The following is a 15,348-nucleotide window of genomic DNA, read 5'->3' on the forward strand; positions in this document are numbered from 1 at the left end:
ATTCCTGTGCTCGTCACAGGAATCCAGCCACCGCGCGTCCGCGCGGTGAATGATCTACGCCGGAAGAAAAGGATCTCCTGCGCCCAAAGACTTGGGCGCACTGGATTCCTGTGACCAGCACAGGAATGAGGGAGAGTTGGAGACGACGGCGGCTAAATCACCACCGCCGCAACTCTATCACTCCATCGGCACTGCGACGAACCGCAGATCGCCATTGGCCGATGCGATCATCAGCTGGGCGTTGCGGCGGCCTTCCTGTTTCAATGACTGCACCTTGGCGGCCACCGCATCCGGCGACTTCATGAATTCCTGCGCCACCTCGACGATCACATCGCCAGGCTTCAGCCCCTTTTCAGCCGAAGCGGAGCCGGGCGTCACCTCGGTCACCACGACGCCGTCGACGCTCTCGGCAATGCCGAAAGCCTTGCGCGTCTCGGGGCTCAGGAGCGAGAGCGACAGGCCGAGCACATTCTTCGGCGTTGCCGCATCCGGCGCCGTTTGTCCCTGACCTTGGCCCTGATGCTGGTCGGGCGCGGGCTTGGCCTGATCGCCGGTGTCAGGCTGGTCCATATCGTTGTTCTCGCCGGGATCCGGCGTGATCACGCCATCATCCTGCGAACCGTCGGGTGCGGCATCGTCAGTTCCGCCCGGCTGATCGCTGTCCTCGAGCCGGCCGAGCGTCACCTTGACGGTCTGCTCCTTGCCGTCGCGCAGCACGACGACATCGACCTGCTTGCCTACGGCGCTTTCCGCCACGACGCGCGGCAGGTCACGCATTTCGGCGACGGTCTTGCCGTCGAATTTCAGGATGACGTCGCCCGCCTTGATCGAGCCGTCGTCGACAGGCCCGCCCTTGATGACGCCGGCAACCAGCGCTCCCTTGGCGGAATCGAGCCCGAGGCTGTCGGCGATATCGTCGGTCACCGGCTGGATGCGCACGCCGAGCCAGCCGCGCCGCGTCTCGCCATATTCGCGCAGCTGATCGACGACGCCGGAGGCAAGCTCCGACGGCACCGAGAAGCCGATGCCGATCGAGCCGCCGCTCGGCGAGATGATCGCCGTGTTGATGCCGATCACCTCACCCTTCATGTTGAAGAGCGGGCCGCCTGAGTTGCCCTTGTTGATGGCCGCATCTGTCTGGATGAAATTGTCATAGGGGCCGGCATTGATGTTGCGGCCGCGCCCGGAAATGATGCCGACCGTCACCGACCCCCCGAAGCCGAAGGGATTGCCGATCGCCATCACCCAGTCGCCGATGCGCATCTTGCTGGAATCGCCGAACTTCACCGATTTCAGCGGCGTCTTCGGCTCGACCTTCAGCACCGAAAGATCGGTCTTCGTATCCGTGCCGATCAGCTTCGCCTTGAGCTTCGAACCATTGGCGAAATTGATCTCGATATCGTCGGCGCCTTCGATCACGTGGTTGTTGGTTACGATATAGCCTGTGGGATCAATGACGAAGCCGGAGCCGAGCGAGCTGACATTGTGATTGCCGCCCTTGTCGCCCTGCTTCTTGTTGAAGAAGTCGTTGAAGAACTCCTGGAAAGGCGAGCCGTCGGGCGCGCGCGGCGCAGGCCCCGCGCCCTCGTCGTCCTTCACGTTCTGCGAGGTCGAGATATTGACCACGGCATCGAGCAGACCTTCGGCAAGGTCGGCGACGGAAGCCGGACCGTTGTTGGGCACGGTGGACTGGATCGGCGGGACCTGCTGTGGTGCTGCAGGCGCCGGAGCCGTCTGCGCGGCGGCAGGAGGCGTGGCCATCCCTGGTGCAGCAGCTTCAGGAGCGGTTTGCGCATGGGCAATCCCGCTCACGCCGGCTTGCGCCAGGATTGCGGCGCTGGCCAGTAGCGCGAGCGTTCGTCTGAAGGGCGAGCGTATCGTGGGGGCCATCAAGCTTCCTCATAAGGGGGTAAATGCGCACATTGAGCACCAGCATAAGGCGGAATGATGGAGGGCGAAATCACCTTTTCGCGAAATCCCCGTGCAATCTGACAAGTCCTCGCAAAAGCCGGATTACCGCAATCATTCCATGAAAAAAGGGCCGGCGCACGGCCGGCCCTTTGAATTTTCCGGGATGCGGAAGGCATCCCTTACCGTCAGTTCGCCGGCTGGGCCGGCGCTGCCGGAGCAGTTGCCCCGGGCACTGCCGGAGCAGTCGCTGCCGGGTTTGCCGGCGATCGCAGGACGCCATCGGCATTGTCGAAATAGCGGAAGAATTCCGAATTCGGCGACAGCACCAGCGTCGTGTCCTGCGAAGACAGCGCCGAGGAATAGGCTGCCATCGAACGATAGAACTCGAAGAAGGCAGGGTTCCTGGAGAAGGCGTCGGCGAAGACGCGGTTGCGTTCCGCGTCACCCTGACCGCGCAAGATTTCCGCGTCGCGCTGGGCATCGGCGGTGATCTCGACCACCTGGCGGTCGGCGATCGCACGGCGGCGCAGGCCGTCTTCCGTGCCCTGGGCGCGCAGCAGCTCGGCTTCGGCCAGGCGCTCGGAGCGCATGCGGTTATAGGTGTTCGGCGCCACATCGGCCGTCAGATCGGTACGGCGGATGCGCACGTCCTCGATGTTGAGGCCCAGAAGCTCGGCGTCGGGACGCAGATCGTCGCGCACTTCGAGCATCATCGATACGCGCTCGTCGGAAAGTGCGGCATCGAATTCGCGCAGACCGTAGACGCGGCGCAGCGCCGAATCCAGACGGGTACGCAGCCGTGCTTCAGCCGAATCGCGGTCGCCGGAGACGGTTTCGCGGAAGCGACGGGCATCGTTGATCGAGTAGATCACGAAGGCGTCGACATCGAAGGTCGCGCCGCCTTTGACCTGCACCTGGATATTGTCGAGGTCGAGACGCAGCTTCTGCTTTTCGACGAGCTGGACGCGGTCGGCATCCATGAAGCTGAACGGCAGCTTGAAGTAGATGCCGGGCTCGGTCTTGACCGACTGGATTTCACCGAAGCGCACGACGATCGCCTGCTCGCGGGCATTGACCACGAAAACTGAGGAATAGAGACCGAGCAGCAGAACCGCGAGGATGATGAGAATGACGGGAAGCCTGTTCGAAGTCATGGCTCAACCTCCCTGCTGCGAGGGTCTGGTGATCTCGTTGAGCGGCAGATAGGGCACGACCCCCTGCTTCTCGTCGATGATGACCTTCTTGGAATTCTTGAGCACCTGTTCCATCGTTTCCAGGAACAGCCGCTTGCGGGTGACGTCGGGCGCCTTCGAATATTGTTCATCGATGGCGATGAAGCGCTGCGCTTCACCTTCCGCTTCCTTGACGACGCGGTCCTTGTAGGCGGCGGCATCTTCGCGGATGCGGGCGCCGTCGCCGCGCGCCTGGCCGAGCTTCTGGTTGGCGTACTGGTTGGCCTCTTCCACCAGTCGCTGCTTGTCCTGGTCGGCGCGCTGCACTTCCTGGAAGGCATCGGCCACTTCACGCGGCGGCGCCACGTCCTCGATCGTCACCTTGTTGATCGAGATGCCGGAACTATAGCGCGACATCGTATCCTGGATGATGTTGGCGACTTCGCTGGCGATCTCCAGGCGCCGGTCGCGGAACGCGTCCTGCGCCGGGCGCCGGCCGACCACTTCGCGCATCGCGCTTTCGGAAACCTGCTGCAGCGTCTGCGCCGGGCTTTCGACGTTGAAGAGATAGGCGCGCGCATCGCTGATCTGGTAGAGCACGTTGAAACGGACGTTGAGGATGTTCTGGTCGCCAGACAACATCAGGCCGCCGGCCGTGTTGCTGCTGCCCTGCGTGCCGCCGACGTTCAGCAATTGCTCGGTGACCTTGACGATCTCGACCGAATCCATCGGCCAGAAATGGAAATGCAGGCCCGGCATCGATACCGTGTCCCGTGGCTTGCCAAAGCGCAGCTCGACGCCGCGTTCGTCCGGCTGGACGGTGTAGACGCACTGGATCAGCCAGAACACAGCAACGATCGCCGCGACGATCGCGGCGACGCCGCCGTTGAAGCCGCCGGGAATGATGTTGCGCAGCTGGTCCTGGCCGCGCCGGATAATGTCTTCCAGGTCGGGCGGTCCGCCCTTGTTGCCGCCGCCGCGCGGGCGGTTCGGCCCCTGGCCCCATGGCCCCTGATTATTACCGCCGCCGCCGCCCCAAGGGCCGCCGCCGCCATTCTGATTGCTCCAGGGCATCAAAACCTCGTTGTTCGTTAAGTCTTCCACGCATCCGGGACCGTGGGGGCCGACCGGCGGATGCGATCGTGACCGTTATAGGTATCGCCGCACCGGCTTTCAACGCAGCGTGAGAAACTTGGTCAATTTAATTGGAAAATAGTTCGTTTTCAGGCGTGCCGGCGTTCATACACGACGTAGCGGGTGGGATAGCTGTCCTTCTCCCCGGCCGGCACCGCGAGCGCCTCCCCTGCCTGCCAGACGTCGGGATCGATCGCCGGAAACGCCGCATCCCCTTTGAGGTCGACCTCGACATGAGTGACGCACATCCGGTCGGCAAGGCCGATCGCCTGCGCATAGATCTGCCCGCCGCCGACAATGCAGACCTCGTCGACGCCGGCCTCAACCGCCAGTCTTTCGGCCAGCGCGATCGCCTCGGGCAGCGAATGCGCCATGCTGACATCGGGATGATCGATCGCCGCCTGCCGCGATATGACGACGTTCGGCCGCCCGGGCAGCGGCTTGCCGATCGAATCGTATGTCTTGCGGCCCATCACGACGGGCTTGCCCAGCGTCAGCGCCTTGAAACGCTTGAGGTCATTCGAAAGCCGCCAGGGCATATCGCCGTCGCGGCCGATGATGCCGTTGCGGGAAACGGCGACGACAATGGTCTTGCGGATGTCGGCCATGAAATCTCTCCGATCAGACGGCGATCGGCGCCTTGATATTGGCCTCGGCCTCATAGCCAACCAGCTCGAAATCCTCGAATGTGAAACCGAAGATATCCTTCACATCGGGGTTGATGCGCATGAAGGGCAGCGGTTTCGGCTGGCGCGCCAGCTGCAGTTTCGCCTGGTCGAAATGGTTGTGGTAGAGATGGGCGTCGCCGAGCGTATGGACGAAATCGCCGGGTTTCAGCCCGGTCACCTGAGCCACCATCATCGTCAGCAGCGCATAGGAGGCGATGTTGAACGGCACGCCGAGGAAGATGTCGGCCGAGCGCTGGTAGAGCTGGCAGGAAAGCCTGCCGTCGGCCACGTAGAACTGGAACAGGCAGTGGCAGGGCGGTAGCGCCATCTGGTCGACCTCGGCCGGGTTCCAGGCCGAAACGATATGACGGCGCGAATTCGGATTGTTGACGATGCCTTTGACGAGATTGGCGATCTGATCGATATGGCCGCCGTCGGGCGCCGGCCAGGAGCGCCACTGGGCGCCGTAGACCGGCCCGAGATCGCCGTTTTCATCAGCCCACTCGTCCCAGATCGAAACGCCGTTCTCCTTGAGATAGTGGATATTCGTCTCGCCCTTCAGGAACCAGAGCAGCTCGTGGATGATCGAGCGCAGATGCAGCTTCTTCGTGGTGAGGACCGGGAAGCCCTCTTCGAGGTCGAAGCGCATCTGGTAGCCGAAGACCGAGCGTGTGCCGGTGCCGGTGCGGTCGCCCCTGTCGGAGCCCTTTTCCATCACATGACTGAGGAGATCGAGATATTGCTTCATGGCGCGCTGATTCCGTTTCGCCTGATTTTAAGTCTTCGGCGGCGGGAAGCCAGCCCCCCGCGCGTTTTCCCGCAATTTCTGCCGGGAGATAAAGCTTTTATGACGTTTGCCCTTTCCTTGGGCAGAGGAAACCCCTATATCAGCCGTGCCGGCTTTCGGGCCGGCTATGGCGATAAATGAGCGGTGTAATAAACCTATTGGACCCGGGGGCGGTACCCGGCGCCTCCACCAAAAACCGGCGGTCTTGAAGGCCGGCTTTTGATGGGGGCGAAACAGGATCGACAAGGGTGTAAAGATCGTATTTTTGCTCGGCATTGTACCGCCGTTATCGGGCTAAAATTGTAGTTGCAAACGACAACTATGCGGAAGCTCGTCTCGCTGCTTAATCGCGGTGTGACACTTCAATCAAAGTCCTAGTGGTTCGCACCTCTAGGCGGGGTCCGAAGGCACCTGGCAACAGAAGCCTTCACCTTCTCCCTGCCGCAATAATCATGTATGCTCGTTATTAGCGTGACTCGGCTCCGGACTTTCCCAAGGCGCCTGAACGTGGCATATACCTTGTGAAAAGACTTTAGAACCGACGAAAGACAGGAAAAGCATGGGGCAGGATCATATCCGCTACGACATTCTGGCGCAGGATGCACTTCGCGGCGTCATCCGCAAGGTTTTGGCGGAGGTAGGAACGACGGGCCGTCTGCCCGGCGACCATCATTTCTTCATCACTTTCCTCACCGGTGCGGCCGGTGTACGCATCTCGCAGCACCTGAAGTCGAAATATCCCGAGCAGATGACCATCGTCATCCAGCACCAGTTCTGGGACCTGAAGATCACCGAGACGCATTTCGAGATCGGCCTTTCCTTCTCCGACGTTCCTGAGAAGCTGGTCATCCCGTTCAATGCCATCCGCGGCTTCTACGACCCTTCCGTCAATTTCGAGCTCGAATTCGATGTACCGCTCGCCGATGGCGAGGAGCTGCCGTCAGGCGAAATCACCGCCTATCCGGTGGATGCGGCCGGAAAGCCCGATGACGCCGCGACAAAGCCCGCGGACGGCGAGGAGAAGAAACCGGGCTCCGTCGTCTCGCTCGACTCCTTCCGCAAGAAGCAGTGATTTCAAGGGAGGCCAAGCCTCCCTTTTTCATGAGGAAGACAGGCACCGCATGAGCGCCGAAATCGTCAACCTGCGCCAGTTCCGCAAGAAGCAGGCCCGCTCCGAAAAGGAGAAGCAGGCCGAGCAGAACCGCATTTCCTTCGGCCGCACCAAGGCCGAAAAGCAGCTCACCCGCGCCCTGAACGAGAAAGCCGACAAAGCCCATCACGCCGGCCGGATCGAGACGGATGACGACGGCGCCTGACCCATCGGCCCGAAAAGCAGCGTCCTTTGCACGACTGAAAAGACCTGTGGCGCTGTCAGCCCTCAAGCAAAGCTTGAAGAGCCGGAATGGAATCTGCAATCAACCACTTATGCAGTTTCCTTGAATCAATCCGCGAAAAACTCAACCGAGACGCCGCTTCATGATCCGTAAGCATTCGGCGACATTGCACGGCCATCGCACCAGCTTTTCGCTGGAGGACGAATTCTGGGCCGAGCTGAAGACGATCGCCGCAAGCCGTTCGATGCCGCTTGCCGCGCTGATTTCCGAGATCGACGACCACCGGCCGCCGGACAGCAACCTCTCCTCGGCGCTCAGGCTCCACGTGCTCGCCTGGGCGAAGGACGGCGCCAGCCGCCCAGCCGTGAGCGACGGCATGCATGAAAACAAGGGCTTGAAGCCTGTCGCCTGAATCGGATTTTTGTGCCGCGCTGTTATTGCGCCTGAACGCCCGGCACCTGGTCGAAATTGAGCGGACCGGGCTGGGCCTGCCCGCTGCGCCGCGCCGCTTCCGCCTCGGCCGCCGCCCTCGCATCGGCATCCACCTTGGCTTTCGCCTCGGCTGCCGCGCGGGCGGCATCGGCGGCGGCCTTCTCTTCGGCCGCCTGCTGCGCGAGAGCGCGCAGGCGCTCTTCCTCCGCCTGCCGCTGCCGTTCGATCTCCGCCGCCTTGACGCGCTCGGCGGCGTTGAAGCGGTAGAGCGCGACCTCGCGGCGCAGCCGCTGCTTTTCGAGCACGATCGCCTGCAGCCGCTCGACGCGGCGGCGCTCGCGCTCGAAGGCGCGCAGCGACAGGTAGCTGGTAATATCGGTCACATCCATCGTCTTGCCGGGCGACGGCAGCATGCCGGAAAAATTCAGCCGGAGCGCCGGCTCGGCGCCGGAAAGCGCCTCCTGGCCCGGATTGAACCCGACGCCGAGCGTTGCGCTGATCCGCTCCTCCGGCAGCGCGATCTGCGCATCGGCGCTGATGTGGGCAAGATCGTTGGCGATGGCGACGTTCTGCACTCTCAGCGTCCCGTCCGTGACGTTGAAGGGAATACCGAGCGGCGGCAGCTTGGCCTCCCCGTTGCTGAGCAGCGTCTCGACAATCGGATGCACCTTGCCGGCGGTGATCTGCTCCTGCATCGTATCGGTTGCGGCAAGCAGCGGCGGCAGGATGGCAAGGTTCAGTCCGCGTATGCTGGTCTCGCCGAGCTTCAGTTCACCCGAGCCGTTGAGCGAGCTGGCGATCTCGCCGATCGTCTTGCCCGAGGCCTCCATCGACAGCGACAGGCCGAACTTGCCGTTGGCGATCGGCGCACCGTCGCGCAGCCAGACAACGCCGGCAAGATCGGAATCGGCAAGCGAAAGCTTCGTCTGCAGGAAGCCAGTGCCGTCAGCATTGGTGAAGAGCAGGTTGCCGGAAAGCTTGCCCCCGTCCCAGGTGCCGGCCATGTCGTTGAGCTGCAGCTCGTCGCCCTTGTAGGCGACGTTGCTGGTGAAGTCGGAAACCGCCGTGTCCGGCAGGCCGGGCCAGAATTGCTTGGCCGAGACCTTCACGTTGACGTCGAGATCCTTGAAGATCGGCAACCCCAGCGGCACCGTCGTCAGCGTGCCTTTGGCGGGATCGGTGATCTGGCCGAACACCGCTTCGCCGAGCCAGCCGACATCGGCCTTGGCAAGCGTCAGCTCGCCGTTTGCCGTCGTCTTCGCCGCCTTCCGGTCGAAGGTCAGCGCGCCTGAAAATTCATTGTCGGCCGCATGGCCCTTCAGATCGGAAAAGACGATCTTGTCGCCGTTGACGGCGGCTTTGGCCTGCAGGCCGAAAGGCAGCCCTGCCCCAGTCTGCGGCAAAGCGATGCCGTTCATGATGAGGTAGGGGTCGATATCGGCGCTGTCGAGCGAAAGCGCGATCTTCCCGTTCATGAAGCTTTCCGGCCGCACATCGACCTTGCCGTTGGCGGTGAACGAGGTCCGGTCGGTGGCGAAGGTCAGTGCCGCCTCGGCGGGGTCGTTGCCCGATGCCTGCACCTTGAGCGTCAGGCGGCCGTTGGCGCCGACATCGACGGGCAGCGGATCGAGCCCGGCCTGGCCAAACAGGACTGATGGCACGGCATTTTCCAGCGTCGCTTCCAGGCTGGTCGTGCCGTTGCCGGTCAGCGCCAGGAGATCGGACATGCGGTAGTCGAGATTGACGCGGCTGCCGTTCGAGACGCCGGCAAGCGTCACGGTCAGCGCATTGCCCTCGTCGCCGCCGAGTGTCAGCGCGCCGCGCAGCGCCGTATTGCCGTACCAGCCGGCATTGCGCACCAGCCGGTCGAGCACCGGGTGATGCGGCAGGTGCTCGCGCAGCATAGTGAAGAAGCCGCCAGGATCGGCCGATTTGAAGGTGATCTCGCCGGTGCCCTTATAGTCGAGCAGCGAGCCTTCCGCCCTGCCCGTCGCCGTCAGCTCGGCGCCCGCGATATTCTTGATCGACAGCCGGTCGACGGCAAGCGCGCCGTCGGCGATCGTAAACGTGGTTTCGACATTCTCGGCGCTGACGCCGAAGGCATTGAATTTGTCGGCCTTGAGCTGGGCGGCGATCTTGTGGTCGAGCACATTATCGCCGGCATCCTGTCCGGTCAGCAGACCGGTCAGCGCCTGCAGCGCATCGAGATCGAGCGTATCGCCGTTCAGCGCCACCGACAATGTCGGTGTCTGGCCGGAGATCGCCTGCCGCTCCAGCCGCCCCTTCAGCGTCGCCGGACCGATGGCGACTTCGAGATTTTCGAAACGCTGCAATTCGTGGGTCAGGCTGACATTGGCCGAAAAGCCCGCCTGCCGCAATTGCCGGATGGCGGGATCGACCGAGCCCGCAAGCCAGGAGGCAAGCCCGGTCGGCTGGCTGGAGGCCACCACGATCTGCCCGTTGAACGAGGGATCACCCTTGAGCAGGAGCTTGCCCTTGCCTTCCACCTGAGTGCGCCCAGGCAGCGTGCCGGTGGCGCTGTCGATCATCCAGCCCGTGCCGGCCGGCTCAAGCTCCAGCTGCACATCGCGCAGCGTCGTATCGCCGGCGACGATCGCCGGCAGCTTGACGCTTGCCTTGCCCGGCACCTGCGGGATCGGCACCTGCCCGACGATATCGATCAGCGAACTCAGCCGCTCGCGCGCCGAAACCGCCGCATCGCGCGTTGTCTTGCCGGACTCGCCCTGATTGCCGATGCGGTTGACGTCGATCTGCTGTCCGTCGGCGGTCAGCAGGAATACCGGCGCATTGCCGGTATCGAGCGTCGCCTCGCCTGTAATGACATAGGGATCGTCGGTCGAGCCGATCTCCATCCGGTATTCGGGGATGCGGATGCGTTCGTTGGTGAGCTCGAAGCGGCCCTTGACGCGCGGTGGTTGAACACGTTTGTCGGCGGGCTTGGCGCTGTTGCCGTTTTCGATCGCTGCCGAAAGCTGGCCTTGATAATTCGGCTTGCTGTCGACGAGCTTCAACTCGCCGTCGAGATCGACGCTGACAGGGTGCTTGTCCGGCGAGAGCTTCGTGCGCACGCGCAGCGCGCCCTTCTCGTCCGGCTGGCTGCTGGAAATCGAAAAATTGCCGTGCTCGCCGTCGAGCGCTGCATCACCCTCGATGCGCCAGGGACCGGCCAGCGACTTGGCCGACATTTCCGCATCGAGGCCGGTGATGTGGCGCGAGCGGCCCGACTGGTCGTCGATGAACTCGACCTCGCCGCCGCTGACATGCACGTTTTCGAGAACGACGGTCTTTGCCGGTATTTCCGGGCGGCTGCCGCGCATCCAGTCAAGCGTGCCGTCTTTCAGCAATCTCAGGCGCACCTTCGGCTTGACGACGCGCATGTCGAAGATCAGCGCCTCGCCCGACAGGAAAGGCGCAAGCTCGGCATCCATGGAGAACTGCTCGATCTTGACGATCGGCGTGCCGTCCGCCTCTTGGCCGACGCGCACGTCGTGCAGCGTGACCGAGGGAAAGGGCAGCAGGCGGGCATCCACCGTGCCGTGGACGGTGACTTTCTTGCCGATGATGCGGCTTGCCTGGTCCTCGAAATTCTTGCGGAAATCCGTCCAGTCGATGAACAGCGGCGCAAGCAGCGCCACAAAGAGCGCCGCGACGATCACTCCCCCCAGAAAGACGAGGAACCGGCCTACCAATGCAAGGATTCTCCATTCGGGATTCTGTTACCGACACTAGAGCATGGTGCCGAAAAGTGTGAGCGGTTTTCGGGCGACATCATGCTCTAACTCTTTAATGAAGAACGGGATTCGAGAGCAAGGCCCAAGTTCATGAGAATATTCCGTTTTCAGCCTTGGTGGAAAATCTTGCCGGGATTGAAGATATCGTCCGGATCGAGCGCCCGCTTCACCTGTCGCATCAGATCCACCGTGCCGCCGAGCTCCTGTTCCAGGAACGCCATCTTGCCCTGCCCGATTCCGTGTTCGCCGGTGCATGTCCCGTCCATGTCAAGCGCCCGGCGGCTGAGCCGCTCCACGAAGCTCTCGGCCTTGGCGATGTCCTCGGCGCTTTTGTCGTCGAACAGCAGCAGCACATGAAAATTCCCGTCGCCGGCATGGCCGACGATCGGGCCTAGCAGCCCATGCTCCTCGATATCCGCCTGCGTTTCGGAAACGCAATCGGCAAGTCTCGATATCGGAACACAAACATCGGTCGAAAGTGCGGCAAGCCCGGGCGCCAGCCCTCGCGCGGCCCAATAGGCGTCGTGGCGCGCCTTCCAGAGCTTCGTTCGCTCCTCGGCATTGGCGGTCCACAGGAATTCGCCGCCGCCGCATTCCGCCGCGATCTCGGCAAAACCCGCCGATTGCAGCGGCACGGTCTCGTCGGTGCCGTGGAACTCGAGGAAAAGCGTCGGGCTTTCGGCGTAGGAAAGCCCGGAATAGGCGTTGCAGGCCCGCATCTGCATCGTGTCGAGCAGCTCGATGCGCGCCACCGGAATGCCCATCTGGATCGTCATGATGACGGCGTCGCAGGCGGCCTTGATGCTCGGAAAGGCGCAGGCCCCGCCGGCGATCTTCTGCGGGATCGCCTGCAGGCGCAGCGTCACCGAGGTCAGGATGCCGAGCGTGCCCTCCGCACCGACGAAAAGCCGCGTCATGTCGTAGCCGGCCGAGGATTTGCGGGCGCGCCGGGCGGTGCGGATCTCCTCGCCATTGGCGGTGACCGCGGTGACGGCGAGCACATTGTCTTTCATCGTGCCGTAGCGCACGGCATTGGTGCCGGAGGCCCGCGTCGAAGCCATGCCGCCGATCGAAGCGTTGGCGCCGGGATCGATCGGGAAGAACAGGCCGGTATCGCGCAGGTGGATGTTCAGCGCCTCGCGCGTCACCCCGGGCTCGACCGTGCAGTCGAGATCTTCGGGATTGACTTCGAGCACCCGGTTCATACGGCTGAAATCGATCGAAATCCCGCCATTGGCGGCGTTGACCTGGCCCTCCAGCGACGTACCGACGCCGAAGCCGATCACCGGCACCTTATGGGCGGCACAGGCTCTGACCGCCGCCTTCACATCCTCGGCGCTCTCGGCAAAGAGCACGCCATCGGGCAGCTGCGCGGGAATATAGGTCGTCGTATGGGCATGCTGGGCCCGGAAGGATTGGCCGGTTTGGAAACGCTCGCCGAAGCTCTGCTTGAGAATTCCGAGCACTGCGGAGATGCCCGCCTCGTTGCGTAAGCCGGCCTTCGCGTCCTTCAACGCCATCCCTTTGATCTCCCTGCCATTCCACGGATGCCCATCTATTCCCGCAGATAGGCCGGGTATGCGGCAAGTCAAAGCTGCTGTCCAGTTAAGATTAGGAGAAGATTTCATTCCCCCTTTGTTATAGGCGCGCGCCGCCTTTCAGGGCGCACGGCCTGTCCGTCCGCTGGCCGCTTCGTGCCCATGCCTTTTTCTTGGACCTGCCTATTGACAAGTCACCGGCGATGTCGCTCGATATGCAAATCCAATAAACAAGACACGTGTCCAATATATTGGATCAAATTCAGAGCGTCAAACAAGGGGAACCATCATGACCGTCTCGCTCCGCACCAGCGCGCTTTCGCTGGCAACCGCTCTCGTTCTTTCCGCCATGCCCGCCGCCGCTGAGGAGGCCAAGAGCAAGCTCGATGAGGTGCTGGCCCGCGGCCATCTCGTCATGGGCACCGGCAGCACCAACGCGCCGTGGCACTTCAAGAGCGCGGATGACAAGCTTCAGGGCTTCGACATCGATATGGGCCGCATCGTCGCCAAGGCGCTGTTCGGCGATCCCGAGAAGATCGAGTTCGTCAACCAGTCGTCCGACGCCCGCATTCCTAACATCACCACCGACAAGGTGGATATCACTTGCCAGTTCATGACCGTAACAGGCGAACGCGCGCAGCAGATCGCCTTCACCATTCCCTACTATCGCGAGGGTGTCGGCCTGATGCTGAAGTCCGACGGCAAATATGCCGACTATGCCGCGCTGAAGGCTGCCGGTTCGTCCGTCACGGTGTCGGTGCTGCAGAACGTCTATGCCGAAACCATGGTGCATGCCGCCCTGCCGGAAGCAACCGTTGACCAGTATGAATCCGTCGACCTGATCTACCAGGCGCTGGAATCGGGCCGCGCCGACGCTGTGGCCACGGACCAGTCGTCGCTCGCCTGGTACATGACGCAGAATCCCGGCCGCTATAAGGATGCGGGCTACGGCTGGAACCCGCAAACCTATGCCTGCGGCGTCAAGCGCGGCGATCAGGACTGGTTGAATTTCGTCAACACGGCTCTGCACGAGGCGATGACCGGCGTCGAATTCGACTTCTACGCCAAGTCGTTCAAGACCTGGTTCGGCAAGGATCTGACGCCGCCCCAGATCGGCTTCCCCGTCGAGTACAAGTAAGGCCGCCTGGGACGGAAGAGGCCTCCGGGGAAATCTCCCCTCCGGAGGCTCCTTCCCCGGAAGGTCTCCTGCCCAGGCGGGTCTCCTGCCAGGCAGGTTTCCTTCCGCCCGTTCTTCACCCTTGATTGCAGGATTGCGCCATGGGTTATACGCTGAATTTCGCCGCCGTCTGGCGCAGCTTCGACCAGTTGCTCGAAGGTTTGCTGCTCAGCCTCGGCCTGGCTTTCATTTCCATCCTCATCGGTGCTGCGCTCGGCCTCATCGTTGCCTTTGCGCTGACCTCGAAGAGCGGATGGCTGCAGCGCCCGGCAGCGCTCTACGTCACGATCATCCGCAACCTGCCGATCCTGGTTCTCGTTCTTTTCGCCTTCTTCGCGCTGCCGCAGCTCGGCGTGCGGATGGGCAAGATCCAGAGCTTCATCGCGGTGCTGTCGATCTATTCCGGCGCCTATCTGGCCGAGGTGTTCCGGGCGGGCCTGCTCTCCATTCCGAAAGGCTTGACGGAGGCGGGCCTTGCGATCGGCCTGACGCCGATGCAGATCCGCGTCTCGATCATCACGCCGCTGATGCTGCGCAACGTCCTGCCTTCGCTGTCCTCGACGATCATCTCGCTGTTCAAGGACACCTCGCTCGCCGCCGCGATCGCGGTGCCCGAACTCACCTTCGAGGCACGCAAGATCAACGTCGAGACCTTCCGCGTCATCGAAACCTGGATCGTCGCCTCCGGCCTCTATGTCGTAACCTGCTCCGTGCTCGCCGCGCTGATGCGCGTCGTCGAGCGCCGGCTTGCCGTTCCGAGGTGATGTCATGACGGGTCTTACTGCTTTTCTCGACCAGCTCTGGATCGCCCGCTTCGTGATCCTCAAAGGGCTCGGCGTCACGGTCTCGATCTCGTCGCTGGCAATCGTCGCCGGATCGCTGCTCGGCGTGCTCGTCGGTCTCGCCCTCGTCTACGGCAACCGCGTTTTGCGCCTGGTCGTGCGAGCTTATACCGATTTCATCAGGGGAACGCCGGTTCTGGTGCTGGTGCTGGCAAGCTACTACGTGCTTTCGACTGTTGGCATCGAGCTCGGCCCGTTCCAGGCCGGCGTGCTCGCTCTTGCGATCTTCTGCTCATCGCATGTGGGCGAGATCGTGCGCGGCGGCCTGCAGGCGATCCCCAAGGGCCAGACGGAAGCGGCCAAGGCGATCGGCCTCACCTTCCGCCAGACCTTCGCCTATGTTCTCTGGCCGCAGGCGCTGCGCCAGTTCCTGCCCGCCTGGGTCAATACAGCCGCCGAAATGGTCAAGGCCTCGACGCTACTCTCCGTCATCGGCGTGGCCGAGCTGCTGCTGCGCACGCAGGAGATCATCTCGCGCAATTTCCTGAGCCTCCAGTTCTATTTCTTCGCGGGGCTTCTCTACTTCGTCATCAATTACGGCATCGAGCGCCTCGGCAAATATGTCGAGCGCAAGACCGTTGTTCCATCGTGAGGGCTCGAT

At 62.7% G+C, this 15,348-nt stretch carries 13 protein-coding genes and 1 other RNA gene; 7 read left to right on the forward strand and 7 right to left on the reverse strand.

Going from position 1 to position 15,348, the window contains the following annotated elements:
- Positions 1 to 177: 177 nt before the first annotated feature.
- From EFB14_RS00975 to EFB14_RS00995, 5 genes are all read right to left on the reverse strand, one after another.
- The gene (locus tag EFB14_RS00975; protein ID WP_126821944.1) at positions 178 to 1,890 is read right to left on the reverse strand and encodes a Do family serine endopeptidase; all 1,713 of its coding nucleotides are present in this window, start codon (positions 1,888 to 1,890) and stop codon (positions 178 to 180) included.
- Positions 1,891 to 2,096: 206 nt separating this feature from the next.
- On the reverse strand, positions 2,097 to 3,065 hold the full coding sequence (gene hflC / locus EFB14_RS00980; protein WP_126821946.1) for a protease modulator HflC: 969 nt from the start codon (positions 3,063 to 3,065) through the stop codon (positions 2,097 to 2,099).
- Between the two features lie 3 nt (positions 3,066 to 3,068).
- Positions 3,069 to 4,157: an FtsH protease activity modulator HflK gene (gene hflK / locus EFB14_RS00985; RefSeq protein ID WP_125843644.1), complete on the reverse strand. Its 1,089-nt coding sequence runs from the start codon at positions 4,155 to 4,157 to the stop codon at positions 3,069 to 3,071.
- A gap of 149 nt (positions 4,158 to 4,306) precedes the next feature.
- Positions 4,307 to 4,825: a dihydrofolate reductase gene (locus EFB14_RS00990; protein WP_126821948.1), complete on the reverse strand. Its 519-nt coding sequence runs from the start codon at positions 4,823 to 4,825 to the stop codon at positions 4,307 to 4,309.
- 13 nt (positions 4,826 to 4,838) lie between these two features.
- The gene (locus tag EFB14_RS00995; protein ID WP_126821950.1) at positions 4,839 to 5,633 is read right to left on the reverse strand and encodes a thymidylate synthase; all 795 of its coding nucleotides are present in this window, start codon (positions 5,631 to 5,633) and stop codon (positions 4,839 to 4,841) included.
- 108 nt (positions 5,634 to 5,741) lie between these two features.
- Between EFB14_RS00995 and ssrA the strand changes: the two genes are divergently transcribed.
- The 4 genes from ssrA to EFB14_RS01015 all read left to right on the forward strand — a co-directional run bounded on the left by ssrA (position 5,742) and on the right by EFB14_RS01015 (position 7,418).
- Positions 5,742 to 6,104, forward strand: a transfer-messenger RNA (tmRNA) gene (ssrA, locus tag EFB14_RS01000).
- Between the two features lie 127 nt (positions 6,105 to 6,231).
- Positions 6,232 to 6,744: an SspB family protein gene (locus EFB14_RS01005; protein WP_126821952.1), complete on the forward strand. Its 513-nt coding sequence runs from the start codon at positions 6,232 to 6,234 to the stop codon at positions 6,742 to 6,744.
- Positions 6,745 to 6,793: 49 nt separating this feature from the next.
- Entirely contained in the window at positions 6,794 to 6,988 is a 195-nt protein-coding gene (locus tag EFB14_RS01010; RefSeq protein ID WP_126821954.1) for a DUF4169 family protein, read from the forward strand.
- A gap of 160 nt (positions 6,989 to 7,148) precedes the next feature.
- Positions 7,149 to 7,418, forward strand: coding sequence for a ribbon-helix-helix domain-containing protein (locus EFB14_RS01015; protein ID WP_126821955.1), 270 nt, complete (start codon positions 7,149 to 7,151; stop codon positions 7,416 to 7,418).
- Positions 7,419 to 7,440: 22 nt separating this feature from the next.
- Here EFB14_RS01015 and EFB14_RS01020 read toward each other — a convergent pair whose 3' ends face one another.
- Both EFB14_RS01020 and EFB14_RS01025 read right to left on the reverse strand, forming a co-directional pair.
- A complete protein-coding gene (locus EFB14_RS01020; protein ID WP_126821957.1) occupies positions 7,441 to 11,148 on the reverse strand; it encodes an AsmA family protein in 3,708 nt (1,235 codons plus the stop codon).
- Positions 11,149 to 11,297: 149 nt separating this feature from the next.
- Positions 11,298 to 12,710 carry an FAD-binding oxidoreductase gene (locus EFB14_RS01025; protein ID WP_126821959.1) on the reverse strand — a complete coding sequence of 471 codons (1,413 nt, stop codon included), beginning with the start codon at positions 12,708 to 12,710 and terminating at the stop codon, positions 11,298 to 11,300.
- A 307-nt stretch (positions 12,711 to 13,017) separates the two neighbouring features.
- Between EFB14_RS01025 and EFB14_RS01030 the strand changes: the two genes are divergently transcribed.
- The 3 genes from EFB14_RS01030 (at position 13,018) to EFB14_RS01040 (ending at position 15,339) form a co-directional block, all read left to right on the forward strand.
- On the forward strand, positions 13,018 to 13,866 hold the full coding sequence (locus tag EFB14_RS01030) for a transporter substrate-binding protein (RefSeq protein WP_126821961.1): 849 nt from the start codon (positions 13,018 to 13,020) through the stop codon (positions 13,864 to 13,866).
- Between the two features lie 140 nt (positions 13,867 to 14,006).
- A complete protein-coding gene (locus EFB14_RS01035) occupies positions 14,007 to 14,669 on the forward strand; it encodes an amino acid ABC transporter permease (RefSeq protein ID WP_126821963.1) in 663 nt (220 codons plus the stop codon).
- A gap of 4 nt (positions 14,670 to 14,673) precedes the next feature.
- Positions 14,674 to 15,339 carry an amino acid ABC transporter permease gene (locus tag EFB14_RS01040; protein WP_126821965.1) on the forward strand — a complete coding sequence of 222 codons (666 nt, stop codon included), beginning with the start codon at positions 14,674 to 14,676 and terminating at the stop codon, positions 15,337 to 15,339.
- The last annotated feature ends 9 nt before the right edge of the window (positions 15,340 to 15,348 follow it).

The organism is Rhizobium fabae (assembly GCF_003985135.1).
GTDB classification, from domain to species: domain Bacteria; phylum Pseudomonadota; class Alphaproteobacteria; order Rhizobiales; family Rhizobiaceae; genus Rhizobium; species Rhizobium pisi.